The sequence below is a fragment of the Halarchaeum sp. CBA1220 genome, from assembly GCF_003721175.2.
Lineage (GTDB): Archaea > Halobacteriota > Halobacteria > Halobacteriales > Halobacteriaceae > Halarchaeum > Halarchaeum grantii.
The window spans coordinates 1,319,714-1,343,580 of the sequence record NZ_CP054707.1 but is presented as its reverse complement, the minus strand read 5'-3'; the positions used below and the strand labels follow the sequence as shown (position 1 = coordinate 1,343,580).

At 71.0% G+C, this 23,867-nt stretch carries 24 protein-coding genes; 15 read left to right on the top strand and 9 right to left on the bottom strand.

Annotated elements, in window-relative coordinates; translation table 11 throughout:
* The 5 genes from EFA46_RS07170 to EFA46_RS07150 all read left to right on the top strand — a co-directional run bounded on the left by EFA46_RS07170 (position 1) and on the right by EFA46_RS07150 (position 4,490).
* Positions 1 to 987 (top strand): carbohydrate ABC transporter permease, encoded by a 987-nt coding sequence (locus tag EFA46_RS07170; protein ID WP_123077179.1) that lies wholly within the window; start codon positions 1 to 3, stop codon positions 985 to 987.
* A 1-nt stretch (position 988) separates the two neighbouring features.
* Positions 989 to 1,975 carry a carbohydrate ABC transporter permease gene (locus tag EFA46_RS07165; protein ID WP_123077181.1) on the top strand — a complete coding sequence of 329 codons (987 nt, stop codon included), beginning with the start codon at positions 989 to 991 and terminating at the stop codon, positions 1,973 to 1,975.
* Between the two features lie 3 nt (positions 1,976 to 1,978).
* Positions 1,979 to 3,118, top strand: coding sequence for an ABC transporter ATP-binding protein (locus tag EFA46_RS07160; protein ID WP_123077183.1), 1,140 nt, complete (start codon positions 1,979 to 1,981; stop codon positions 3,116 to 3,118).
* 2 nt (positions 3,119 to 3,120) lie between these two features.
* Positions 3,121 to 3,324, top strand: coding sequence for a hypothetical protein (locus tag EFA46_RS07155; RefSeq protein ID WP_123077184.1), 204 nt, complete (start codon positions 3,121 to 3,123; stop codon positions 3,322 to 3,324).
* 89 nt (positions 3,325 to 3,413) lie between these two features.
* A complete protein-coding gene (locus EFA46_RS07150) occupies positions 3,414 to 4,490 on the top strand; it encodes a Gfo/Idh/MocA family protein (RefSeq protein WP_123077186.1) in 1,077 nt (358 codons plus the stop codon).
* Here the strand turns inward: EFA46_RS07150 and EFA46_RS07145 are convergent.
* Positions 4,487 to 5,863 (bottom strand): NAD(P)/FAD-dependent oxidoreductase, encoded by a 1,377-nt coding sequence (locus EFA46_RS07145; protein ID WP_123077188.1) that lies wholly within the window; start codon positions 5,861 to 5,863, stop codon positions 4,487 to 4,489. The two genes, EFA46_RS07150 and EFA46_RS07145, sit on opposite strands and share 4 nt — an antisense overlap.
* Positions 5,864 to 5,960: 97 nt before the next feature.
* Here EFA46_RS07145 and EFA46_RS07140 point away from each other — a divergent pair, with 97 nt between their 5' ends.
* Positions 5,961 to 6,161: a hypothetical protein gene (locus tag EFA46_RS07140; RefSeq protein ID WP_123077190.1), complete on the top strand. Its 201-nt coding sequence runs from the start codon at positions 5,961 to 5,963 to the stop codon at positions 6,159 to 6,161.
* Positions 6,162 to 6,199: 38 nt separating this feature from the next.
* Here the strand turns inward: EFA46_RS07140 and EFA46_RS07135 are convergent, their stop codons facing one another.
* Together EFA46_RS07135 and EFA46_RS07130 are read right to left on the bottom strand one after the other, a co-directional pair.
* On the bottom strand, positions 6,200 to 7,027 hold the full coding sequence (locus tag EFA46_RS07135) for a hypothetical protein (protein WP_148040693.1): 828 nt from the start codon (positions 7,025 to 7,027) through the stop codon (positions 6,200 to 6,202).
* Positions 7,028 to 7,208: 181 nt separating this feature from the next.
* A complete protein-coding gene (locus tag EFA46_RS07130; protein ID WP_123077194.1) occupies positions 7,209 to 8,309 on the bottom strand; it encodes a DUF4897 domain-containing protein in 1,101 nt (366 codons plus the stop codon).
* A gap of 134 nt (positions 8,310 to 8,443) precedes the next feature.
* Between EFA46_RS07130 and EFA46_RS07125 the strand changes: the two genes are divergently transcribed.
* Positions 8,444 to 9,193, top strand: coding sequence for a ribonuclease H-like domain-containing protein (locus EFA46_RS07125; protein WP_123077196.1), 750 nt, complete (start codon positions 8,444 to 8,446; stop codon positions 9,191 to 9,193).
* Between the two features lie 98 nt (positions 9,194 to 9,291).
* Positions 9,292 to 9,630 (top strand): hypothetical protein, encoded by a 339-nt coding sequence (locus tag EFA46_RS07120; protein ID WP_123077198.1) that lies wholly within the window; start codon positions 9,292 to 9,294, stop codon positions 9,628 to 9,630.
* A gap of 159 nt (positions 9,631 to 9,789) precedes the next feature.
* Here the strand turns inward: EFA46_RS07120 and EFA46_RS07115 are convergent, their stop codons facing one another.
* The 3 genes from EFA46_RS07115 to EFA46_RS07105 are packed head-to-tail and all read right to left on the bottom strand — an operon-like array spanning position 9,790 to position 11,979.
* Complete coding sequence (locus EFA46_RS07115; RefSeq protein WP_123077200.1) at positions 9,790 to 10,800, bottom strand: carbohydrate kinase family protein; 1,011 nt, start codon at positions 10,798 to 10,800, stop codon at positions 9,790 to 9,792.
* Entirely contained in the window at positions 10,801 to 11,478 is a 678-nt protein-coding gene (locus tag EFA46_RS07110) for a phosphoglycolate phosphatase (protein ID WP_123077202.1), read from the bottom strand.
* Positions 11,479 to 11,532: 54 nt separating this feature from the next.
* Positions 11,533 to 11,979 (bottom strand): acyl-CoA thioesterase, encoded by a 447-nt coding sequence (locus tag EFA46_RS07105; RefSeq protein WP_123077204.1) that lies wholly within the window; start codon positions 11,977 to 11,979, stop codon positions 11,533 to 11,535.
* Between the two features lie 132 nt (positions 11,980 to 12,111).
* Between EFA46_RS07105 and EFA46_RS07100 the strand changes: the two genes are divergently transcribed.
* Positions 12,112 to 13,494, top strand: a complete 1,383-nt coding sequence (locus tag EFA46_RS07100) for a PGF-CTERM sorting domain-containing protein (protein WP_123077206.1) — start codon at positions 12,112 to 12,114, stop codon at positions 13,492 to 13,494.
* Here EFA46_RS07100 and EFA46_RS07095 read toward each other — a convergent pair.
* Positions 13,491 to 14,603 carry a Xaa-Pro peptidase family protein gene (locus EFA46_RS07095; protein ID WP_123077208.1) on the bottom strand — a complete coding sequence of 371 codons (1,113 nt, stop codon included), beginning with the start codon at positions 14,601 to 14,603 and terminating at the stop codon, positions 13,491 to 13,493. The genes EFA46_RS07100 and EFA46_RS07095 overlap by 4 nt on opposite strands.
* A gap of 135 nt (positions 14,604 to 14,738) precedes the next feature.
* Between EFA46_RS07095 and EFA46_RS07090 the strand changes: the two genes are divergently transcribed.
* From EFA46_RS07090 to EFA46_RS07075, 4 genes are read left to right on the top strand one after another with little or no spacing between them, the layout of a single operon-like run.
* The gene (locus EFA46_RS07090; RefSeq protein ID WP_123077210.1) at positions 14,739 to 15,002 is read left to right on the top strand and encodes a hypothetical protein; all 264 of its coding nucleotides are present in this window, start codon (positions 14,739 to 14,741) and stop codon (positions 15,000 to 15,002) included.
* Positions 14,999 to 16,168 carry an MFS transporter gene (locus tag EFA46_RS07085; RefSeq protein WP_123077212.1) on the top strand — a complete coding sequence of 390 codons (1,170 nt, stop codon included), beginning with the start codon at positions 14,999 to 15,001 and terminating at the stop codon, positions 16,166 to 16,168. Before EFA46_RS07090 ends, EFA46_RS07085 begins: the two co-directional genes overlap by 4 nt.
* A gap of 52 nt (positions 16,169 to 16,220) precedes the next feature.
* Positions 16,221 to 16,700, top strand: coding sequence for a metal-dependent hydrolase (locus EFA46_RS07080; protein WP_123077214.1), 480 nt, complete (start codon positions 16,221 to 16,223; stop codon positions 16,698 to 16,700).
* A gap of 45 nt (positions 16,701 to 16,745) precedes the next feature.
* A complete protein-coding gene (locus tag EFA46_RS07075) occupies positions 16,746 to 17,327 on the top strand; it encodes a DUF6663 family protein (protein ID WP_123077216.1) in 582 nt (193 codons plus the stop codon).
* On the opposite strand, the gene EFA46_RS07070 is transcribed toward EFA46_RS07075, so the two are convergent.
* Positions 17,324 to 18,226 (bottom strand): ketopantoate reductase family protein, encoded by a 903-nt coding sequence (locus EFA46_RS07070; protein ID WP_123077218.1) that lies wholly within the window; start codon positions 18,224 to 18,226, stop codon positions 17,324 to 17,326. The two genes, EFA46_RS07075 and EFA46_RS07070, sit on opposite strands and share 4 nt — an antisense overlap.
* Before the next feature lie 115 nt (positions 18,227 to 18,341).
* On the opposite strand from EFA46_RS07070, the gene EFA46_RS07065 reads away from it, so the two are divergent.
* Positions 18,342 to 20,099: a VCBS repeat-containing protein gene (locus EFA46_RS07065; RefSeq protein WP_123077220.1), complete on the top strand. Its 1,758-nt coding sequence runs from the start codon at positions 18,342 to 18,344 to the stop codon at positions 20,097 to 20,099.
* On the opposite strand, the gene EFA46_RS07060 is transcribed toward EFA46_RS07065, so the two are convergent.
* Complete coding sequence (locus EFA46_RS07060; RefSeq protein WP_123077222.1) at positions 20,096 to 20,704, bottom strand: HalX domain-containing protein; 609 nt, start codon at positions 20,702 to 20,704, stop codon at positions 20,096 to 20,098. The genes EFA46_RS07065 and EFA46_RS07060 overlap by 4 nt on opposite strands.
* 294 nt (positions 20,705 to 20,998) lie before the next feature.
* Between EFA46_RS07060 and ppc the strand changes: the two genes are divergently transcribed.
* Positions 20,999 to 23,716 (top strand): phosphoenolpyruvate carboxylase, encoded by a 2,718-nt coding sequence (ppc, locus tag EFA46_RS07055; RefSeq protein WP_123073973.1) that lies wholly within the window; start codon positions 20,999 to 21,001, stop codon positions 23,714 to 23,716.
* Positions 23,717 to 23,867: the final 151 nt, after the last annotated feature.

Below are 23,867 nucleotides of genomic sequence, written 5' to 3'. Positions count from 1 at the left end.
ATGTCGACAGAAACTGATGCACCGTCAGACGGCGTTCGGCAGGGGTCGGCGGGACCGCTGACGCTCGCGGCGAGACGGGTAGAGAACCTCGGTGAAGCCGGGTTCGCCTATCTCCTGCTCGTGCCAGCGATAGCCATCCTGCTCGTCATCGCCGTCTGGCCGCTCTTCGAGACGCTCAAGATGTCGCTCCACGCCGACGCGCTCCTCACCAACAATCAGGTCGGGGAGTTCGTCGGCCTCCGGAACTACCGCCGGTTGCTCACCGGCGAGCTCGACCCGCTGCTCGTCAGGCCGTTCTTCGACCTCTCGCAGCCGTTCCAGAGCGCGCTCACGGTCACGCTCCTGTTCACCGTCGTCTCCGTCTTCTTCGAGACGATAATCGGACTCGGGCAGGCGCTCGTCCTCGACCAGGACTTCCGGGGGCGCCGCTGGGTTCGGGTCGCGGTCATCCTCCCGTGGGCGGTCCCCATCGTCATCCAGGGGATGATCTTCTACCTGCTCTTCCAGCCCCAGATCGGGTTCCTGACGGCGCCGCTGCAGTCGATTGGCCTGTTCAGCTCGACGCCGCTCTCGAACAGCGTCGACTCGTTCATCATCGTCACCGTGGCCGACGTCTGGAAGACGAGCGCGTTCATGGCGCTCATCATCCTCGCCGGCCTCCAGAGCATCGACAGACAGCTCTACGACGTCGCGAAGGTCGCGGGCGCCTCGAAGTGGCAGCAGTTCAAGCTGATCACGTTCCCGCTCGTCCTGCCGTCGATCATCGTCGCGATGCTCTTTCGCACCATCGCGGCGATGCGGGTGTACGGGATCATCGAGACGGTCTCCTCGTGTAGCACCGTCCCGTCGCTGTCCTGCATGGTCGTCTCGTCGTTCAGCCAACACCGCTACGGGAGCGCCGCCACCCTCGCGTTCGTGACGGCGTTCATCATCGCACTGTTCGTATCCGTGTACATCATCAAATTCGCAGACTCGGGTGATCTCTGAGATGTCCGCGAGCGCCGACACGCCGCTGGACACCGAGGAGGAAGAGGAGGAGGGACCGCGCCGGAACGTCCTCCAGCGCTGGACGCGACGAGCCATCGAGAACCCGGGGAACGTCTACCGGGCCATGTTCTACGTCGCGGCGGCGTTCTTCATGGTGACGACGCTCTTCCCGTTCTACTGGCTGCTCGTCCTCGCGCTGACGCCGAACCGCTTCATCTACCACGTCGGCCTGCTGCCCAACGGCTTCAACCCGGCGGCCTTCATCGAGGTCTTTCAGGTGTTGCCGTTCCACATCTACGTCGCCAACAGCCTCATCCTCGCCATCGGGACGACGGTCATCGTCCTCCTGATCGCGAGCCTCGCGGGCTACGTCTTCGGCCGCCTCGAGTTCCCGGGGCGCGCGCCGCTCATGCTGGGCGTGCTCGCCATCTCGTACTTCCCGCCGGCGGCGTTCCTCCTGCCGCTGTTCAGCCTGTTCAACGGCAACGTCGTGCTGTTCGGCGTCAGCTCGCCGGAGCTCTACAACACGCCGTGGGCGATGATGCTGCCGTTCACGGCGCTGTTCATGCCGCTGAGCATCTTCATCCTCGCGACGTTCTACGGGCAGATCCCGGACGGGCTGGAGGACGCGGCCCGCATCGAGGGGACGACGCGCATCGGCGCGCTCTTCCGCGTCATCATGCCGCTGTCCGCCCCCGGCGTCGCGACGGCCGGCGTCCTCACGTTCATCAGCGTCTACAACGAGTTCTTCTTCTCGTTCCTGATGACGGACGGCCTCATCCCGGCCACGCTCGCCGGCATCGCGAGCTCGCAGAACCACTGGGCGCCCCTCGTGCAGGGGATCATCCAGTACCAGGGACAGTATCAGAAGTTCTACAACCTCATGGCTGCGGCGAGCATCGTCGGCGTCCTCCCGGTCGCCATCCTCGTCGTCGTCGCACAGGAGAAAATCGTCAGCGGCCTCACGCAGGGCGCACTCAAGGAGTAATCTATGGGTAACGTAACACTCGAACACGTCACGAAGGAGTACGGCGACGTCGTCGCGGTCGACGACATGAACTTGGACATTCGGGACGGCGAGTTCGTCACGCTCGTCGGTCCCTCCGGGTGCGGGAAGTCCACCACGCTCGAGACCATCGCGGGGCTGACCAAGCCCACCTCCGGCACCATCGACATCGCGGGCACGGACGTCACGATGCTCCCGCCGAAGGACCGGGGCATCTCGATGGTCTTCCAGAACATCGCGCTCTTCCCGCACATGGACGTCTACGACAACATCTCGTTCGGTCTCCGCCTCCGGGACTACCCGAAGGACGAGATCGACCGGCGCGTCGAGCGCGCCGCCGAGATCGTCCAGCTCGAAGGGATGATGGACCGGATGCCCGACGAGATGAGCGGCGGCCAGCGCCAGCGCGTCGCAATCGCGCGCGCAATCGTCCGCGAGCCCGAGGCGTTCCTGATGGACGAGCCGCTCGCGAACCTCGACGCGAAGCTCCGCGTCCACATGCGGACGGAGCTCCAGCGCCTCCACAAGGAGCTCGACACCACCATCATCTACGTCACGCACGACCAGGCGGAGGCGATGACGATGAGCGACCGCATCGCCATCATCGACGGCGGCGAACTCCAGCAGATCGACCCGCCGCTCGTCTGCTACAACCAGCCCGCGAACGAGTTCGTCGCGGGCTTCATCGGCAGTCCGTCGATGAACTTCCTCGACGCCGAGGTCACGGCGGACGGCCTCGTCTCCGAGCACTTCACGCTCGCGGTCGACCCCGAGGCCGCCGGCGTCTCCGTCGGCGACCGCGTCCGCGCCGGCATCCGCCCCGAGGACGTCTATCCCGCCGAGGAGGCGGCCGACCTCGACCGCCCGAGCACGGAAATCGAGGTGACGACGGACGTCCTCGAGCCGATGGGCGACGAGATCTTCGTCTACCTCCTGCTCGGCGGCACCGAGGAGCGCCCGAGCATGGACGCTGAGGCGAGCGCGAACCAGCTCCTGATGTCCGTCGACCCGGACAGCGACATCGCCGAGGACGACGAACTCACCGTCGTGCTCGACCGCTCGAAACTCCACCTCTTCGACGTCGAGACCGGCGAGGCCATCACGCACGGGCTCGGGGGGCGATAGGGATGGTTACGACGCTCGGCTGGGTCTACCTCATCGGCGGCACGCTCCTGTTCTTCTTCTGGGCGTACGGCATCGTGTCGTTCGTCCTCGACGTGAAGAACAAGTTCGTGCCGGCGGTGCGCACGCTCTGGCGCGAGCGCAAGCGTGCGAAGGCCGAAGAGGAAGCCGAGCGCGAGCGCGAAGAGAAGGAACAGCAACTCTACTAACGGCGGCCGCACGGCCGCCGCGCGGAACGCCATCGGCTCCCCCGATGGGCACCCGTACTGATAACTGACTCCCGTACGAACGAACTACAATGAGCACGACAGACACGGAGAACGGAGTCCGCGTCGGCATCGTCGGACTCGGCGGCATCGGCAACCACCACGCGGAGCGGCTCACCGACCTCGGCGAGCACCTCGTCGGCGGCGTCGACGTCGTCGAGGACGCCCGGAACGCGTTCAGCGAGCGCTGGGACGTCCCGACCTACGAGAGCTACGACGACCTCTACGAGGCCGGCATCGACGCCGTCATCGTCACGACGCCGAACAAGTTCCACGAGCAGTACGCCGTGCAGGCCCTCGAGTCGGGCGTCGACGTCCTCCTCGAGAAGCCGCTTGCGAACACCCTCGAGTCCGCAGAGCGCATCGCGGCGGCCGCCCGCGAGGCCGAGGGCTTCTGCATGGTCGGCTTCAACAACCGCTTCCATCCCGGCGTTGAGGTGTTCAAGGCCGAGCAGGCGGCGGGCCGCTTCGGCGACGTGATGCACATCGAGGCGAACTGGGTGCGGCGACGCGGCGTCCCCGGACGCGGCGGCTGGTTCACCACGAAGGAGATCTCGGGCGGCGGCGCGCTCATCGACATCGGCGTCCACATCATCGACCTCGCGCTGCACTTCGCGGGCTTCCCGGACGTCGTCGAGGTGTCGGGGGAGACGCGCGCGGAGTTCGGCGGCCGCGAGGACTACACCTACCTCGAGATGTGGGGCGAGGACCAGGCCGACATCTCCTTCGACGTCGACGACTCCGTGACCGCCTACCTCCGCACCGAGAGCGGCGCGAGCATCGCCCTCGAGGTCGCGTGGGCGGCGAACCGCCCGCCGAAGAACGAGTTCTCGGTACAGGGCACGAAGGCGGGCGCGTCCTTCGACCGCGAGAGCGGCGAGCTCGTCGTCCACGAGACGAGCGACGAGGGCGCACCGCACCACGAGGACACCGTCGTGGAGACCCGCGACGTCGACATCCACGAGGCCGAACAGGAGTGCTTCTTCGATGCGGTGCGTGCGGGCGAGGGGCCCGAGCGCAACACCGTCGAGCAGGGCTTGCAGGTCCAGCGCGTCATCGACGCCATCTACCGCTCCAGCGAGTCCGGCGCGGCCGTCCGCCTCGACTAGTAGCGGTACTCGGCCTCGCGCAACTGGACGTACTTCCCCTTGCGGTAGCGGAACTTCGCCTGCTTGTAGTCCTTGTAGAGGCGGAGGCCATCGACGCCGACGCTCGCGTTCTGCCGAGTGAGTATCTTCCCGGAGTCCGCGGCGTCGAGCATCTTGCTGGCGACGCGGAACGTCGTGTCCCACTCGCCGGGCCCGTAGTCCTCAACGACGTCGGCGATTGCGACGTTGCGCAGGATTTCGTCGCCGATGGCGTCCTTCCACGCGTCGTTGTAGGCGTCGAGCTCGCCGATTGCGGCGAGTTCGCCGGCGAGCTTCCCGGTTCGGAGCGCGACGTGGTCGCCGCCCTCGTGGAACGCCGACGTGGTGCCCATCGCGCCGCCGACGACGGCGATTCCGGCGTCCGTGGGCGAGTCGATGGGGCGCGTCGAGGAGATGGAGTAGGTCTCCGTCCCCTTCGACTTCCCGTAGCCCTCCTCGACGACGGGGAAGTCCGCCTCGATGTCGTACTCGTCGCCGTAGAGCTCCTCGAGGAGCCGGCGGATGTACTCGGCGCCCTTCGGGATGGCGTCGTCGTCCTCGCGCAGGAGGCGGTAGTCGTCCGTCTCGAAGTCGTCGATGTCCATGCCGATGGGCATCGTGAGGCCGACGCGCGCGACGTTGTCGGCGTTCGGGAACACCCACGGGTAGGCGGTCTCGCCCGGCATCCACCCCCACCAGAACTTGATGCGGTCCTGGTCGAGGACGCCCTCGGGGAACTTCCGGTACTCCTGGTAGGCGATGTGGTTCGTCTCGGGCGGGCTGAGGCGCTCGCTCGCCGGCTTGTCGTCGGGGAGGAAGGAGTCGAGGACGGGGATGGTGATGCGGCGCTGCGGGCCGTCCGCGAGGACGACGTAGTCGGCCGTCCACTCCTCGCCGTTCGAGAGCGTGAGCGTGTGCTCGTGGCCGTCCGAGAGGTCCGTCTCGACGTCGAGGACGCTGTCGCCGACGCGGTAGTCCGCGCCCGCCTCTTCGGCGAGTTCGCGGAGCCAGTCGTCGAAGCGCGCGCGCTGGAAGGTGAAGCCGAAGCCGTCGTAGGTCGAGTCGATGCCCGTGCGGTCGACGACGACCGACTCCTCGGGGCCGATGAACTCGGCCGCGTTCAGTTCGCGCTGGACGACGCCCTCGGGGAGGTCCTCGACGTCGAGCTGCGCGATGTCCACCCAGTAGTTCAGGAAGCCGGCGGCGTCCGTGGAGTCCGGGCCGAGCCGGTCGCGGTCGGCACGCGGAACTCCCTTCTCGAAGACGACGACGTCGGCGCCCTCGTCGGCCGCACGCTCCGCGGCGGCGGTGCCGGCGGGCCCGCCGCCGACGACGGCCACGTCTACGTGGTTCATACCACTCCCTCTATACCCGCCGACTAAAAGCCTTCAACTTCCGGTATCCGGTCCGCCCTCCCCTATGCTTATGCCGCCGACTCGCGCATCGACGTGCATGGACGCGGGCCGCCTTCTCTATCGGGTCGTCGCGATCTACGTCGCCTGCCTCGTCGTCGGCGGCCTGCTCACGGGCGTCTGGCTGTTCGCGCCCGCGGTCGTCGCGCGACCGACGGTGGCGGTCCTCTGGTTCTCGCTCGGCGGCTTCGGCTTCCTCGTGCTCGTGACGTTCGGCCTCCTCACCTACTTCGAGACGTAGAACCGGCGGGCGGCGTGCGTCGACGAGACACCGTGCCTCTAGACGGTCTCGTTCGCGTCCGCGTCGGTGGTGTTCGACGCGGCGTCGAGCACGCCGTCCCGCGTGGCGGTCACCGTCTCGTTCACCGCGTCACCGGCGGAGACGGCGGTGGGCGGCACGTCGTCGGGCGACGCCGTCGACGTGCGCGTGGCCGTCGCGTTCCCATCCGAGTCGGCGGCCGTCGCGTCGACCGCCCCCGTTCCGACGGCCACGTCGTCGCTCGACGCGCGTTCGAGCGCCCCCGTGGCGTTCGCCCCCGTGACGTTCGCGTTCCCGGGCGTCGCGATGGGGGGAGTGGGGGGAGTGACGACGCCCGGCGGGCCACCGACGACGACGGCGTCGGCTCCCGGGAGGTCGGTGACGTTGGCGAGCGAGCGCGCCCGCGCGCCGGTCGCGCGGAGCGCCTGCGGGTCGGCGCCGTGACTGGTGCGGGCGGACGCGGGGAGCGCGTCCGCGGCGGCGGCGGCCCGGTCGGCGAGCGCGCTCGCGGACTGGCCGCGTGCGGCGAGCGCCGCCATTCGCGCGGCGAAGGCGCCGTCGCTCAGCGTCCCGTTGCGGTGGGCGGCGACGAGCGCGGCCCGTCGGTCGGCGAGCGCGTCGACGCGCTCGCTCAGGGCCGCCTGTCGCGACGCGACGAGTCGCGCCTTCGACGCGTTCGACTGCATGGCGGCGAGCGCGTGGTCGAACGCTCGGGACTCGAGCGCCCCGTCGACGGTCGCGCCCTGCGCGCCGATTGCGCCGGCGAGCTGTGCCCCGGGCGCGACGGCGTCCGCGCTCGCGTTCGACGCCGTGGTCGTCGTGCTCGACGGGCCCGGCTGTGCCGCCACGGCCGGGAGACCGACCCCGGCCGTGGCTACGACCAGCGCGAGCACCACGAGACGGACACGGGTCGTCACCATGCAGTCCTCCGTAGGTCGGCCCGGACCATATACTCGGCAGACCGTTGACTCGAATTTCGAACGGTTAAGCCGGATTTGAACGGTTTCGAACCGTCCGCAGTCGGGCGGTTCACGACTCCTCGACCCCCTCGTCGACGTCGGGAAGCTTCAGCACGTTCTCGCGACCGATTCGGAACGACTCCAGGTCGCCGGATTCGCGCATCCCGCTCACGACCTGACTCGTCTTCGCCTCCGTCCACCCGGTCTCGGCGACGACCTCCTGCTGGCGCGCGCGCCCGCCGCGCTCGCGGAGCACGCGCTTCACGCGCTCCTCGTTACTCAACAGCTCCGCCGGCGGTCGCTCGGCCGCATCGCCGCGCTCACGCTCGCCGGCGTCCGTGTCCGGCTCGGCGTCCGACGCGGCGGCGTCGGGACCGCTCGACTCGCCCGGGCGACCGGCGGTCGTATCGCTCGTCTCGACGCCCGCATCGTCGCTCCCCGACGCACCGCCGGTCCGGGTGCGACGCCGGTACCAGAGGCCGGCGCCCGCGAGGGCGGCGAGGAGGGCGACGCCGCCAGCGACGAGCGGCCACGGGACCGACGGCGCGGGTGGCGCGAACGTCGCGCGCGGCTGCTCGTCCGTGAACGTCACCGGGCCCTCCCAGCCGACCGCGTTCTCGCTCCGCGTCGTCGGCGGCGGCGACACCGATGCCACCCGGTAGTCCTCGGGCGCGCTCAGCGTGAGCGTGGTGTCCTCGTCGAGGTAGAAGCCCGCGATGGCGTCCCCGGCCCGCACCGTCCGGCCGTCGACGGCGGCGAACCCGTGCCACGTGAACTGGTAGGCGACGACGCCGTACTGCGAGCCGATGGACTGGACGCGCGTCGACACCGAGAAGGCCGTGGCGTTCATCGGCCGGCCGGTCGCGTTCTCGGCCGTCCGCACCGTCGTCCGGATGCGCTCGGCGAACGGGTCGAGGTAGGCGCTCCGGTTCGCCCGGACGTCCCGCTGGAGGTCCTCGAACGCCGCCGTCTCGTTCTCCGTCGCGAGCGCCAGCCGGTAGGTGACGGTCCACGTCGCCGACCCGTTCTCGGCGACGTCGACGGTGAGGTCGACGCGGTCGGGCGAGACGCCGCCGGGAGCGAGCGCGGCGAATCCGCCGCTCGTCGCCCCGGCCGGCACCGCGAGCAGGAGGAGGGCACACGCGAGCGCCGCCGCGACCGTCCGCTGCATACCCGTGTGGGGGGCCGGGCGACTGAAAGCCGTTTCTCTCCGGCGGTGGCACCGCGTTCGAGTAGCTCACCCCCTCTGTTCGCCCGACGGCGCCCTGACGGAGGACTCATACGCCTCGACGCCCACGGACGGGTATGCGCGTCGAGAACTCCTTCATCGCCGCCGAGGGCGTCGGTCCCGCGACCGAGCGCTCGCTCTGGGCGGACGGCGTCCACCACTGGGACGACTTCGACACCGACTACCTCGGCGAGAAGACCGGCCGGCGAGTCGCCGACTACATCGACACGGCCCGCGAGCGCCTCGACTCGGGCGACGCGTCGTTCTTCGCGGAGACGCTCCCGTCCGGCGAGCTCTGGCGGGCGTACGAGAACTTCGCGGACGGGGCCTGCTTCTTCGACATTGAGACGACGGGCTTGGACGCCGCGACGAACGACGTGACGACGGTGAGCTTCCACCGCTCGGACGGGACGCGAACGCTCGTTCGCGGGGACGACCTGACGCGCGAGACCGTCCGCGCGGAACTCGACTCGGCGGACCTGCTCGTCTCGTTCAACGGCAAGCGCTTCGACGTCCCGTTCCTCGCGCAGAGCTTCGACCTCGACGTCACGACGCCGCATCTCGACCTCATGTACACCTGCAAGAAGCTCGACCTCTCGGGCGGGCTGAAGGCCATCGAGTCCGACCTCGGCCTCGAGCGCGACGGCGTCGAGGACGTCGACGGCCGCGAGGCCGTCCGGCTCTGGAAGCGCTACGAGCGGGAGAACGACGAGGCGGCGCTCGACCGACTCGTCACGTACAACCGCTACGACGCGGAGAACCTCCGCGCGCTCGCCGACCGGGTGACGAGCGACCTCCACGAGGAGACGTTCGTCCCGCACCGCTGAGTCGCCCCGACGGGGCGGCCCGCCGGGACGGCGGCGTTTCCCGCGCGTCGTCGCGAATACCGTAGCGCTTTCGGCGGAGCAGACAGCTATCTACGCGCATGGCTGCACGCCCGCCAACGAGCGACGACGACGACGGACCGGACGTCGTCGAGTTCGGCATCCCGGCCGCGGAATCGTTCCTCGACGCGGCCGACGTCACGTACCCCGTCGACCGCGAGACGCTCGTCGCCGCGACCGGCGACCCCGAGGTGCCCATCGACACGCGCGGTCGCACCGTCGCCTTCTCGACGGCGCTCGAACGCACCGAGCGGGAGCGCTTCGACTCGCGGCGCGACCTCCTGAACGCGCTCCATCCGGTCCTCGAGGACGCGCGCCAGTCGGGGGCGGCGGGCGTCCTCGGCTACGTCCGCTCGCTCATCCCGAGCGTGCTCCGGTAGCGGGCGAGCGGTTCGTCGCCGCCGGAGGCGTAGGGCGGTCGTGATAGTCCTCGACAGCCCCCGTCCGGCGTGCGGGCGGACGGACGCGGTACGGACGCGCGGGCTCGGTTCCTATCGGTGTACGGCGTGCGGCCACGGGTGCACGCCGGAGCACGTCGGCTAGCGGCGCTCGGCGAGCCAGGCGGCCAGCGCCTCGCGGTCGCCGGAGCGCGCGTGCGTGACGTAGAAGGTCGCACAGGCGTTCGCGAGCGTGAGCGCCTGGTCGAGCGGCCAGTCGGCGGCGAGCGCGTACGCGAGGCCGGCGCTGAACCGGTCGCCCGCGCCCGTGTAGCGCACGGCGTCCACGCTGAGGTTCGGACAGCGCGTGACGCCGGCGGCGTCGGCGGCGACGGCCGCGTCCTCGGCGTGGAGGGCGGCGACGTCGAGCGCGCCGAGGTCGCGCAGGAGCGCGAGCGCGTCGGCGCGCGTGGCCGGCGCCTCCCCGCCGTCCGACACCGCCTCGGCGAGGAAGGCGAGCTCGTCGTCGTTCACGCTGAGCGCGACGCGCCACGCCTCGAGGCCGGCGAGCGCGTCGAGGAACGGCGCGACGGCGCGTGCCTCGCGGACGGTCACGTCGCCGGGGTCGACGACGAGCCAGCCGCCGTCGCCGACGGCCCGCTCGGCGAGCGCTTCGAGGGCGAGCGTCCCGGCCTGCACGGACGCCCAGTTCGTCCAGACGACGGCGTCCGCGTCGAGGGCGGCGTCGAGGTCGGCGACGCGCTCGAGGTCGGCGAGCGCCCAGTCCGCGACGTCGGGCGACTCCTCGGTGAACATCACGGCGTCGTCGGCGAACTCGAAGACGGCGACGTCGGCGGGCCGCCCCATCGAGTGCGTCTCGCAGTCGAGGGCGTCGAAGACCGCGTGGTCGAGGTGGCCGTAGAGCGCGGTGTCGGCGCCGAGCGCGTGGGCCTGTCGCGCGGCGTTCACGGCCTGCCCGCCCGGTTCCGTCGTCTCGTGGTCGACGAGGAACGACTTCGCGTGCCCGCTCGCGATGCGCTCGCCGAGGTCGGCGCGCGACTCGACGTGGCCGGCGGCGTCCTCGACGGCGTAGCGTCGGTCGACGCTCCCGTCCGGCAGACACGTCACGGTGACTGCGGGGGACTCGGCGAGTCGGGCGTCGATCTCCTCCATCTATTCGCTCGCCGCCTCGATCTCCGCGACGGCTTCGAGGAAGCCGTCGGCGTACGCGGCGTCCGTGACGTAGTCGGCGGCCGCGCTCGCGTGCTCGTCGGCGTTCGCGACGGCGTAGGCGACGCCGACCGTCTCGAACATGTGGGCGTCGTTCTGCGAGTCCCCGACGGCCGCGAACTCGGTCACGTCGTAGCCGAGGCGGTCGGCGACGCTCGCGAGCGCGCGGCCCTTGCTGATCGTCGGGTCCTTCACGTGGTAGGCGTAGCCGGTGTCGACGACTTCGAGGCCCTGTTCGGCGGCGAGCGCTTCGAGGGGTTCGAGCGGCCGGTCGCGACTCACCGCGACCTCGGTCTCGCGCCAGCGGTTCGTGAGGTCCAACTCGCCCCAGCCGAGGTCGTGCCCGCGCTCGCGGTAGGCGTCCGCGACGGCCTGCGCGCCCGCGCGGTCGCCGTGAACGACGAGGTCGTCGCCGACGAGCGAGACACCCCCATTTTCGGCGATGACGGTGCGTTCGATTCGGAGGAAGTGCGCGAGCGCCACCGGGTACGGGAAGGCCTTCCCGGTCGCGACGACGACCGGCGCCGGCCACGACTGGAGCGCCTCGAAGATCCGCGGGTCGACGGCGCCGTCGCCGTCGGTGAGCGTGCCGTCGATGTCGACGGCGAGCGGTGGTACCATAGCTACGCGTCGGGCGCGCGCTGACAAAAAGTCGGCGTCACCCGCTCGCTCGCGTCACTCCTCGCCGTTCTCGCCCTCGCGAGCGGCCTCGAGGAGCGCTTCGTCGCGTTCGCTCTCGACGCCGAGGTCCGGCACTTCGGTCGGGCGGCCGTCCTGGTCGACGGCGACGAAGACGAAGTAGGACTCCGTCGTCTGGTGGCGCTCGCCCGTCCGCGGGTTCTCGCCGAACGCCCGGAGGCGGACCTTCACGCTCGTCCGCCCGACGTCGTAGACGTAGGCCTCGATGACGACGATGTCGCCGACCGGGACGGGGCGCATGAAGTCCATGTGGTCGATGCTCGCGGTGACGCACGTCTCGCCCGCGTGGCGCATCGCGCTCATCGCGCCGACCTCGTCCATCCACTTCATGACGTTCCCCCCGTGGACGGTCTCGTAGTTGTTAGCGTGGTTCGGCTGGACCCGGTTCCGGTTCTCTATATAGGTCTCCTCGATGCGTGCCATACCTTGGCGTGGATGTGGACGGCAATGAATCCCGCGACGGCGGCAGGTAGAGCCACCGCGCCCGGCGGGCCGTGAAGCGGTGACTGTACCCTACCGAACCGTTATGGGCGGACCTGTCGAACAGCCGTGACGATGCGCCCTCCACACGCACTCGCAATCGGGTCGCTCCTCCTCGTCGGGGTGACGGCCGCCCTCCTCGCGGGCCCCGCCGTCGCCGCCGACCCCGTCGAGGCGACGAACGGAACCACCTACGACCACGGCACCAGCATCGCAGTCGACGTCTCGACGAACGGGAGCTACGCCCTCCGGAACGCGGACGGCGCGTTCGTCGCGGAGCTCACCGCCGAGAACGAGACGGTCGTCATCGACACCGGTAGCCTCCGAAACGGCGACTACACGCTCAGGGACGGCGACGGCGCGACGGTGTTCGCCTTCGGCGTCGAGGGCGCGCCGACCACGACGACCACGACAACGGCGAGCACGACCGACGACACCGACGACGGTGGCGAGACGGTGGCGCTCGAGGACGGCGCCACCTACGACGCCGGCGTGACGCTCACTCGCGACGTCCCCGGCGAGGAGTACGTCCTCCGCACCGGCGACGGCGCGTTCGTGCGACAGCTCGCCGCCGACGGCGGGACGGTGGCGTTCGACACCGGCGACCTCGACGGCCCGTATCGACTCGTCGACGCCGACGGCACCGTCGTCGCCACTTTCACCGTCGACGGCATAGACGAGACGACCACGACGACCACCACCACGACAGCCGACGAGCCCGCCGGGTCCGAGGCCGATGCACCGCTCGACCGGACCGTCGACGCCGAGGACGGCGGCGTCTACTGGCGGGGCCTCACGCTCCGCTTCGCCGTCGAGGGGGACGCCACGCTTCGAACCGGCGACGGCGCGTTCGTGCGACAGCTCGCCGCCGACGACGGGCACGTCACTCTCGAGACGGCGTCGCTCGACCCCGGAAACTACCGGCTGACCGCCACCGACGCCGCCGCGTTCAGCGTCGCCCGCCAGTCGCTCGACGCGACGGGCTCCGAGGGGACACTCGCCGTCACGTCGAACCGGGCTGACTACCCGCTCGTCCTCCGCTCCGACGCGCTCACGACCGACGAACTTCACGCGCTCGTCCCCGCGAGCGAGGTGCGCGACGGCCGCGTCCTCGTCAGTGGCGTGGGCGCGAACGCCACCCTCGAACTCGACGCGTCCGCGCTCGCGAGCGGGAGCTACGACCTGACCGCGATAGCGGGCGACACGGGCGTCCGCGACGACGCGACCGTCACGCTCGCGGCGTCCGAGCCGGCGAGCGGCGAGGCGAACAGCACCGCGACGGCGCCCGGCGAGAACGGCGCGAGCGGCGCGGACGAGACCACCACCACGAGCACCACGACGACCACCGGCGGCACCGGCGGTGGGACGACGGTCGGCGACTCGCCCGGGTTCGGCCTCGTCGCCGGCGCCCTCGCGCTCGCCGGCGCCGCGCTCCTCGCGCGTCGGGACGGCGATTAGACGCGCCACCCGCGCGGCGTGTCGTTCAGGCGCTCACAGCCCGACTCGGTGACGACGACGAGGTCCTCGACGCGGACGCCCCACTCGCCCTCGACGTAGACGCCGGGTTCGACGCTGAACACCATCCCCGCTTCGAGCGCGCGGTCGTTCCCGGCGACGATGTAGGGCTCCTCGTGGACGTCGAGGCCGACGCCGTGGCCCGTCCGGTGGACGAAGGCGTCACCGTAGCCCGCCGCCTCGAGCACGTCGCGGGCGGCCGCGTCGACGGCCTGCGCCTCGACGCCGGGTTCGACGGCGTCCACGGCGGCGCGCTGGGCCTCGACGACCGCGTCGTGCGCTTCCGCGTAGCCCGCCGGCGGGTCGCCCGCGAAGACGACGGTGCGCGTCTGGTCGCTCGGGTAGTGCTCGACGCGCGTCCCGAAGTCGAGCGTCACCGGCTCGCCCGCGCGTATCTCGCGCTCGCCGTGGCCGTGGTGCGGGTTCGCGGCGTTCGGCCCCGACGCGACGATTGGTTCGAAGGACGTGCCCGTCCCGCCGCGCGCGACGAGGCGCTCCTCGACGTAGCGCGCGAGCGCCGTCTCGGTCATCCCGACGGCGTCCGCGCCCAGCCCTCGGACGTCCCGCATCGCGGCGTCCGCCGCGCTCCCGGCCGCGCGGAGCGCGTCGAGTTCGGCGTCGTCCTTGCGAACCCGGAGGTCGTCGAGGACGGCGCCGGCGAGGCCGAACTCGCACGCGGGGAGGCAGTCGCGCAAATCGAGCGTGAAGCGCGCGTGCATCGTCGGGTCGAGGAGCACCTCGCCGCCCGCGACGCCGAGGTCGGCGAGCGCGTCCGCGACAGCGGCGAGCGGGTCGTCGCCGTCGGCCCACGTCCGCACGTCCGCGACCCACGTCGCGTCACGAACCTGCGCGCCGTAGAGGTCGGGCACCACGAACACCGGGTCGCCAGAGGCGGGGACGAAGAGGAAGAAGTGGCGCTCGCCGGGCGACTCCTCGAAGCCGCCGAGGTAGTAGGTGTTCGGGCTCGGGAAGAGCGCGAGCGCGCTCGCCCCGCGCTCGCGGAGTCGGGCCTGTGCGTCGCGAGTGCGGCGCTCGAACGGCGTCTCGGACATACCGCTCCCGTGGACGCGCGCGAGCAAAAACGTGCGGTCCCGGACCACGCCGACGGGAGAATCGCCCGACGACGAGCGGGCGTCCGCGACCCGAGCCCGCCACGTTTTTGCTCGTGCCGACCCGATTCCCCGGCGATGAGTTCCGGTCTCGCCTCCCGTCTCCTCGGCGCCGTGAGCTCCCGCGTCCAGGAGCTCCTCGGCGTCGCGCTCAGTTGCGTCGGCCTCCTGCACTTCGCCGCGTGGGCGGCGAACGGCGACGGCACGCGCGCGCTCGCCGACCTGCAGGCCGGCCAGCTCTCACTCGCCGCCGGCGGCTTCGGCGGGTACGCGAGCACCCACCCGGCGTACGTCCTCGCGTTCGTCGTCGGCATCGCCATCGTCGGCGCGGCCCGGCAGTGAGCGAGGGGAGCTGGCGCGGCGTCCTCGCCGTCGCGCTCTGGCAGGTCGTCGCGAGCCTCTGCTACTACTCGGCGTTCCCCGCGACGGACTCCTTCCAGACGGACTTCGGGCTCACCGGCGTGCAGGTTGGCCTCGTCATCACGACGCTCACGCTCGGCTACACGCTCTTCCTCTTCCCGGCGGGCGCGTTCGTCGACGCCTACGGCGACCGCCCCGCGATGGTCGCTGGCCTCGTCGGCCTCGCACTCGGCGCGGTCGGCGTCTCGCTCGCGACGAGCTACCCCACCCTGCTCCTCGCGGTGTTCGTCCTCGGCGCCGCGTACTCGACGGCGATGCCCGCGACGAACATCGCGGTCGCCGAGCGCGCACCGGGCGGCGCGTACAACCTCGCCGTCGGCGTGAAGCAGGTCGGCGTCACCGCCGGCTCCGCGCTCGCCGCGTTCGTCGTCGCCGGCCTCGCCGCGCTCGCGCTCGGCTGGCAGCTCGGCTTCCTCGTGGCGGCGGGCGCAGCGGGCGTCGTCGCGCTCGGCTTCCTCGTCGCCTACGAGGGCACCGGCGGGACGGGCGACGTGGGCTTCCCGGACGTCGGCGCGCTCTGGGGGAACCGCGCGCTGATGGCGCTCGCCGCCGGCGGCTTCTTCGTCGGCGCCGCCATCTTCACCACGACCGGCTACGCCGTCCCCTACCTCGAATCCGACACCACCGCCTCGAAGGCGACCGCCGGCGTCGTCCTCGGCCTCACGCAGGTCACGGGGAGCGTCGGCCGCATCGGCGCCGGCTGGGTCGCCGACCGCGTTCGCGGGACGGCCGCACGCGCGTCCATCCGCGTCTTCAACTGGCAGACCGGCGTCGGCGCGCTCGCGATGGCCGCGATTCCGCTGCTCGCGATGCCGGGCGCCGCCGCCGGCTTCGCGATACTCGGCGTGAGCCTCCTCGGCGTCACCGGCCTCTATCACGGCGCGCTCGTCGCGCTCGCGAGCGAGGAGGAGTCCGGCGCCGCGACCGCCGCCGGCCAGACCACCATCAACCTCGGCGGTCTCCTCGTCCCGCCGACGTTCGGGTGGCTCGCCGACACCGCCGGCTACGCGGCCGGCTGGAACCTCCTCGCCGTCTGCGTCGCCGCCGGCGTCGCCTGCGCGCTCGTCGCCGGCCGCCTCACCGACTGACGCCCCGGTTCGGGTGGTGGGTTTAACTGGCGTCACCCCTCTCACCCACCGTATGTACCGCACCGGGCACTACGGCGTCTCCCTGCTCGTCTACGCCCCGTTCGGTGCCGCCCTCCTCGTCGCCGGCTACCGCGTCCCCGCGCTCGTCGGCGGCGCCGCGATGCTCGCGCTCGCACCCCTCCCGGATTACGACCAGCGCGTCCCGTTCGTGAGGCATCGCGGAATCACCCACACGCTCGTCTTCGCGTGGCTCGTCGGCACGACCGTCGGCGGCCTCACCCTCCTCCTCCCGGCCGCCGGCCCGGAGCACCTCGCCCTCGCCGGCTTCGGCTTCGGCGTCGGCGCCCTCGGCGTCGTCGCCCACCTCCTCGGCGACGTCCTCACGCCCGCCGGCATCCGGCCGCTCTGGCCGCTCCGGGACACCCGCTACTCGCTCGCGCTCTGGACCGCCGACAACGCGCTCGCGAACTACGGCCTGCTCGGCGCGGGCGTCGCCGTCACCGTCGCCGTCCTCCTCCTCCTCCTCGCCTGAGGCGGTGTCGGGTGGCTTTTCTCCCTCCGGCCCCTCCTCGGAGGCGTGACACCCACGACGACCGGGACCTACCGCGTGCGCTCGCAACGCCCGGAGGGGACGCTTCGGTGCGTCGACCTCGACGACGGCGAGGCCGTCGACGTCGCGAACGCGGACGGCCTCCGACCGGGCTATCGCTTCACCGGCGACCTCGCGTGGGAGGACGGCGACGCCCGCCTCGGTGACTTCACCGTCGAGGACCGGACGCTCTTCGCCTACGCCGAGGGCGTCGCGAACCTCTTCGAGGTCGCGCTCGACACGTGGGAGGAGGCGCGCCACGAGGGCCTCGGCGTGAACGCCCGCCCGACCTACGACACCGGCGGCGACCCGAACGGCGCCGTCTACACGTTCGCCGAACAGCAGGGCGAACGCGACGTCTACGCCGAACTCCGGGACGGCACCGCGCCGCTCGAACCGCTCCTCGCGCGCTTCCGCGAGGACTCCGACTTCGACGCCCCGAACGAGGTGTTCGTCCTCAAGCCCGCCACTCACCAGTTCGTCCTCGTCGCGCTCGTCGCCGAGAAGGGCGGCACGTACGCGGACACGATGCGCGACACCTACGGCTGTCCGCGCCCCTCGGAGCCCTAGGCGCCCGCGAGCCGCACGAGGTCCGCGAGCGTCCGGTTCACGGGCGCCGGGAGGCCCGCCTCCGCCGCGCGCGAGACGACGGCGCCGTGAATCGCCTCCACCTCCGTCTCGCGTCCCGCCTCGAGGTCCTGGCGCATCGAGGAGACGTTCGACGCGGTCCGCCGCGCCACCGTCAGCGTCTCCTCGATGACCCCCTCGGTGTCGACGCCCTCGTGGCGCGCGACCCGCGCGGCCTCCGCGACCGAGCGCCGGACGAGTCGCGTCCCGGGCGCCGTCGCCGCGAGCGCGCCGTTCTCGACGCCCGCGAGCGCGGTCGCCGCGTTGATGCCGACGTTCACGAGCACCTTCCGCCAGACCGCGCGCTGGACGTCGTCGACGACGTGCGTCTCGACGCCGGCGAGCGACAGCTGCGTCGCGAGCGCGCGCACGCTCGCGTCGTTCAGCGCGAAGTAGTTCCCGAGGCGGGTGTCGCCCCGCCCGGCGTGCCGAACGACGCCCGGCTCGAGCACGTGGGCGCCGTGACTCGTCGTCCCCGCGAGCACGCGCTCCTCGGGGACGTGCGCCGCGAGCGCTTCCGCGTTCCCGAGGCCGTTCTGGAGCGTCGCGACCGCCGCGTCCCCGAACGCCCCGGCCCACGTCGCGAGCGCGTCGTCCGTCTGGTGGCTCTTCACGCAGACGAGCACGTAGTCACAGCGCGGCGCCGCGTCCGGGTCGCACACCACGGGGACGTCGACCGTCTCGGCCGTGCCGTCAGCGTGGACGACGCGCAGTCCGGCCTCCCGGAGCGCCGCGACGTGGTCGCTCTCCCGCCCGAACAGTACCGTCTCCGTCTCCCTCGCCGCGAGCAGGCCCGCGAACAGCGACCCCATCGACCCCGCGCCGAGCACGCCGATGCGCATACTCGACGGTGGCGGCGCCGCCCGCTTGTACTCGTCCATTCGGCGGCCGTCGGGGCGCACTCGGCGCTCGTCGGCGAGCGAAACTATTTCCGCGCGCCGCCGGAAGGGGAGGCGAATGCAGCGTGGGCCACCCCCCGAGACGGCGACCGGCCAGCGACGCGACCGCGGCCAGCTCCTCCTCGTCGCCGGCCTCGGCATCGCCGTCGCGTTCGTCGCGCTCGCGCTCGTCGTGAACAGCGTCGTCTTCACGCACAACCTCGCGACGCGCCCCTCCGCGAGCGGCGCGGACGCCATGGAGTATCAGGACGTCGTCGTCGAGGGCGTCGGCGGCGTCCTCGCGGAGGCGAACGCACGCGAGTACGTCGGTCACGGCGCGCTCAACGACGCCTTCCGCGACGACACCACGGAGTGGGCGAACCTCACGCTCCAGCAGTACGCCGCCCACGGAACGCTCACGAGCGTCACGATACACGACGTCACGAACGGCACGGGGATCCATCAGGCGAGCGTGCGCGAGTTCACCGACCGGAGCGGGGCCGCCGACTGGTCGCTCTTCGACGACGCGGACGGCGCGCGGCGCTTCACGATGAACCTCACCGACGACCGGTCCGGCACGCTCACCGTCACGACGACGTTCGCCGACGGCTCGACGCACAGTGTGGACGTCGACACCGGGTCGACGGTCACCGTCGACGGCGGCTGTTCGGCGCCCGCGCCCGCCACCGTCGACTTCTCGAGTGCGAGCGTCGACGGCGCGCACTGCGCCGCGCTCGAGGGATTCACGAGCGGGACGGTCGAGGAGATCGCCTTCACGAACGGTGACGGCGTCGCCGGCCGCTACGTCGTCGTCGCGAACGCCCCGACCGGCGGCCTCTACACGAGCGGGACCTACACGGACCACTACTACACGGCGGATTCGTCCTCGCCGTACGCGCTCGACGCCGTCTACGCCGCGACGCTGAACGTCACCTACCGCGCGCCCGATATCGAATACGAGACGCAGGTCCGCCTCGAACCGGACGCCGCCCCGCAGGGACCGCGCTACGGCGTCGTCCCGCTCGCGGACCGCGTCGTCTTCACGCACCCGAACGACCCGAAGAACCTCTCCACCGTCGACGCGCTCGGCGGCGTGACGCGCTTCGCGCCGACGAACGCCACCGTCATCGGCCCGCGCGAGTACGACTTCACGGGCGACGGCGTGCTCGACACGCCGTACGTGGACGACGGCGGAACCCTCGCCCTCCAGAACCGGAGCGGGCGTGTCGCCCTCGCGACGGGCGCGGACCACACGAAGTCGCTGGTCGCCGTCGGGCAATGGAACGGCACCGAACCCGCCGTCTACTACACGGGCACCGGGAACACCGTCTATCGCGTCCGGCCCGGCGAGAGCCCCGAGGCGATTCTCTCCGACACGAACAGCGGTGTCTACGCCGTCGTCGGCATCGGCGATATCGACGGCGACGGCGCGGACGAACTCGTCTACCTCGGCAACAGCCAACAGCTCCGCTACTTCGAGGCGGACGGCACGCACGACCCCATCCCGAACGGCGGCGTCGGGCTGAACAACGGCATCGGCGCGGGCGCGCCCGTCGACCTGAACGGCGACGGCGTCGACCGGGTTCCGATGGTGGACGGGTCGAACAACCTCCACCTCATCAACACGAACACGAAGGAGAAGATACTCTCCGGGAACGTCGCCGCCACGCCTGTCACCGCCTTCGACGTGGACGGGGACGGCGAGCGCGAACTCGTCTACGTCGACAATCAGGAAGTGAAGTACGCCGACGACGTCCTCGGGTCGCCGACCCGACATCCGTTCAACAACTCCACCGGCGGTGCCATCACCGCGGACGGACAGACCGGCGTCGCCTAGTTCTCGACTTCCCGAAAGGCGTCCTCGAACCCCTCGACGTCGTCGAGGGAGTCCTGAACGCGCGCCTCGAGGTCGACCTTGCGCTGCTGGAGGTCCTGATAGGCCGCGCTCTCGTTGCGCTCGTCGGGGGTGAGTTCGGCCTCGAGGGTGGCGAGTTTCGCGGAGACGGCGAAGTACTCCTGGAGGTCGTCGTCGTACTCGGAGCGCGCGAGCAGGTTCTCGACGGTGTCGACGACGTCGTCGCGCGTCACGGGCTTCACGAGGTACTCGTCGAAGGGCATCTCGAGGATGTCCTCGTCCGGCTCGACGGCGGTGAGCATGGAGACCCGGACGTCGTAGCCCTGCTCGCGGATGGCGTCGAGCACGTCGCCGCCGGACATGTCGGGCATGCGACGGTCGAGGAGGACGACGTCGACGTCGGAATCGACGGCGTCGATGGCGCTCTCGCCGTCGTACGTGGTTCGGACGTCGTACTCGCCGTCGAGCCAGATGGCGTACGTGTCGGCGAGGTCCTCGTCGTCGTCGACGGCGAGAACGGTCGGTCGGTCCTCCTCGGTGGTGTCGACGCCGGAGGGTGCGCCGTCGGCCGGAGAGTCGGGTATCATAGTGGGGGGAGTCCGTCGTCGCCTGGAGGGTAGGGTGGCGTGACGGTATAGTCTTGTGGCCTAGTTGACGGACACCGCGTTGGCGCGCACGCGGCGGCGTGACCCCGAAGCCGGCGTCGTCGAGCGGTATCGCGGGCGGTTCCTCGGCAGCGAGCGCTCGGCGAAGGGGTGTGGCACGCCGCCAGCCACAGAATCCGTTCCACATGAGCGAACGTATTGGGAATTCGTCCCGGCTATCGGAAACGATTTGCGCGCTTCAGGGGATTTAACTACAGTGGTACGTAATGTCGAGGCATGGGTTTACACGGACGGAGCGTCCGGCAGGACGTACGGGAGTTAGGTGACCTCCTAGGTGAAGCAGTCGAGCGACACGCGTCCCGAGACGCCTTCGAGGCCGTCGAAGACGCGCGAACCGCCGCAATCGACTATCGTCAGGGCGAGACGTCGACGCGCGACGAACTCCGGAGCGTCCTCGCGGAGAACGACGAGGAGGTCAACGCCTCCGTCGCCCGGGCGTTCACGACGTATTTCGAATTAGTGAACTTGGCCGAGGAGCGAGAGCGCGTCCGCTCGCTCCGCGAGGGCGAGGACGACGGCACGCTCGCCGACAGCCTCCCCGCCGCCGTCGAGCGCCTCGCCGACGACGGCGCCGCTCCGTCCGACGTTCGGGACGTCCTCGAGGCGGTTCGCGTCGTCCCGACGTTCACCGCACACCCGACCGAGGCGCGCCGGAAGACGGTGAAGGCGACGCTCGTCCGGGTGACCGACCTCCTCGAGGAACTCGACCAGCACCGCCTCACGAAGCGCGAGCGCGCGAACAAACTCGCGCGCCTCGACGCGCTCGTCGAGAGCCTCTGGACGACGAAGCAGGTCCGCGGGCGCCGCCCCGAGCCGTTCGACGAGGCGCGCAACGTCCACTGGTACCTCGCGAACGTCATCTTCGACCAGGTCCCCGAGATGTACGACCGCCTCGAGGACGCCCTCGAGGAGCACTACGAGGAGCCGCCGGCCGTCCCCGAAATCCTCGACTTCCGCTCGTGGGCCGGGAGCGACCGGGACGGCAACCCGTTCGTCACCCCGGAGGTGACGACGAAGACCCTCGAGCGCCAACGCGACCTCGTCGTCGAGAACTACCGCGACGCCCTCGACGACGTCTCCGGCGTCCTCAGTCAGGACGCGACGCGGATGGACCTCGCCAGCGTCGAGGCGTCGCTCGACCGGGACGCCGAGCGCGTCCCCTCGCTCGTCTCCGGCGCGCGCGAGCGCTACCCCGACGAGCCGCTGCGCCAGAAGGTGCTCGTGATGTGGCGCCGCCTCGGGCGCATCACCGACGTCCGTCCCGGCGGCTACGACGACTACGAGGAGTTCCTCGCGGACATCGACGTCGTCGAGGACGCCCTGCGCGCGAACGACGCCGACCGCATCGCCGACGAGTACATCGACCCGCTCGAGCGACAGGTCCGGACGTTCCGCTTCCACCTCGCGAGCCTCGACCTCCGCGACCACCAGGAGATGCACACGGGCGCACTCGAGGAGGCCCTCGAACGCGAGGGCGTCGATTATAGGAGTATGGACGAGGACGAGCGCGTCGAGTTCCTCACCGAAGCCACGCTCCAGACGGAGAACGTCCTCGACCTCACCGATACGGAGGACTTGAGCGACGAGGCCGCGCGCGTGCTCTCGCGCTTCGACGCGCTCGGGGGCTGGCACGAGGAGTACGGCGAGGAGGCCATCGACACCTACTGCATCAGCATGACCGAGCGCCCGAGCCACGTCCTCGAAGTGCTCTTCCTCGCCGATCAGGCGGGCGTCGTCGACCTCCCCGAGCACTGCGGGCTCGACGTCGTCCCCCTCCTCGAGACGGAGTCCGCGCTCGCGAACGCCCGCGAGACCATGGAGACCCTCTTCGACAACGACGCCTACGGCGCGGCCCTCGAAGCGCGGGGCACCGTTCAGGAGGTCATGCTCGGCTACAGCGACTCGAACAAGGAGAACGGCTTCCTCGCCGCGAACTGGGCGCTCAACGAGGCCCAGCGCAAACTCGCGGCCATCACGGACGACCTCGGCGTCGAGCTGCGCCTCTTCCACGGGCGCGGCGGCTCCATCTCCCGCGGCGGCGGCCCGATGAACGAGGCGCTCCTCGCGCTCCCCCCCGAAACCGTCACGGGCGAGGTGAAGTTCACCCAGCAGGGCGAGTCCATCGCGGAGACCTACGGCAACCCCTACATCGCCGAGCGGAACCTCGAGCAGATGCTGAACGCGCAGATCCGCGCGCGCCACGACGCCGTCTCCCGGGGCGACTCGGACGCCCTCGACGACCCCGGCTCCGCCATCGACCCCGAGTGGGAGGCGGCGATGGAGACGATGGCGAGCGCCGCCCGCAGCGCGTACGTCGACCTCCTCGGCACCGAGGGGTTCGTCCAGTACTTCGAGCAGGCGACCCCCATCACGGTCATCGAGGAGCTGAACATGGGCTCGCGGCCCGCGAGTCGCTCCGAGGAACGGAGCGTCGAGGACCTGCGCGCGATTCCGTGGGTGTTCTCGTGGACGCAGAGCCGCTGTATCGTCCCCGGGTGGTTCGGCGTCGGCACCGGCATCGAGGCCTACCTCGACGACGGCGGTGACGTCGAGACGCTGCGCGAGATGTACGCGGAGTGGCCGTTCTTCCGGACGATGCTCGACCGGGCGTCCATGGCGCTGGCGCGCACCGAGATGGAGATCGCCGCGGAGTACGCCGACCTCGCCGACGACGACCTCCGCGAGCGCATCTTCCCCACCATCGAGTCCGAGTACGGGCGCTCGAGGGACGCCGTCCTCGACATCACCGAGGCGGACGCGCTCATCACGCGCGAGTGGCTCACGGAGAGCCTCGAACGCCGCAACCCCTACGTCGACCCGCTCAACCTCCTACAGGTGGACCTCCTCCGGCAGAGCCACCGCACCGAGGCGGCCGAGCAGACGCTCCGCCTGAGCGTGAAGGGGATCGCCGCCGGGATGAAGAACACCGGGTAGACGGTCGGCGGGACCGAGCGCAGCGAGGGCCTGCCGAACGGCGAGCGGGGAGCGTGTGACCCGCGAGCGACCCGAGCGTGTCACTCCGCCTCGCGGTTCTCGGCCCGGCGTTCGGGTTCCGTCGGCCTTAATCCCGTACGCGGCGTCGTCC